The sequence below is a fragment of the Psychroflexus maritimus genome (genome assembly GCF_011089875.1).
GTDB classification, from domain to species: domain Bacteria; phylum Bacteroidota; class Bacteroidia; order Flavobacteriales; family Flavobacteriaceae; genus Psychroflexus; species Psychroflexus maritimus.
Window position 1 is genome coordinate 1 of the sequence record NZ_JAANAS010000077.1, and the last position, 528, is coordinate 528.

The 528-nt window shown below is 29.2% G+C and carries 1 protein-coding gene; it reads right to left on the minus strand.

The features are described from left to right. On the minus strand, positions 1–528 hold a 528-nt coding region (locus tag G7034_RS09790; RefSeq protein WP_166400785.1), incomplete at both ends, for a hypothetical protein.

Consider the following 528-nt stretch of genomic DNA (forward strand, 5'->3'; position numbering starts at 1 on the left):
TGCTAAATCTTCAAAGTAAGAGATGCTGTAATCTTGGATAGTTTGATTAGGCCCTAAAACTAATTCATTTTGTTGAGTCAGGTCAAAAAATACTTGTCCGTTTTCAAAGTTAGATTCACATTCTTCAATATCAGGAATAGGAGTTGTGCCTATTTCAACATTGTATAAAAATAATTCAAAAGATGAGAAGCTAAGACAAGAGCCAAATTCACTAGTTTTCCTTACCCTTACATAAATGGTTTGTTGATTTACTCCTACAGGTAAAGAATAGTTGACTAAGTTATCTATAGCATTTTCACCATTAATTGCATCTTCTTCTGTGACGAAATAAGATATATTCTCAATATCATCTTCATTATTAAAATCAAATATATTTAAGGTGTTTGAGATTAAATTAAAGCCTTGGTTATAAGAGAAATCACCACATTGATTCAAATCTTGAATACCTTCAAAATTAATACTTTCGTATAGAATTAAATCAAACTGAGCAACTTCATAGCAATCAGGATTTTCATTATTTTGAATTCT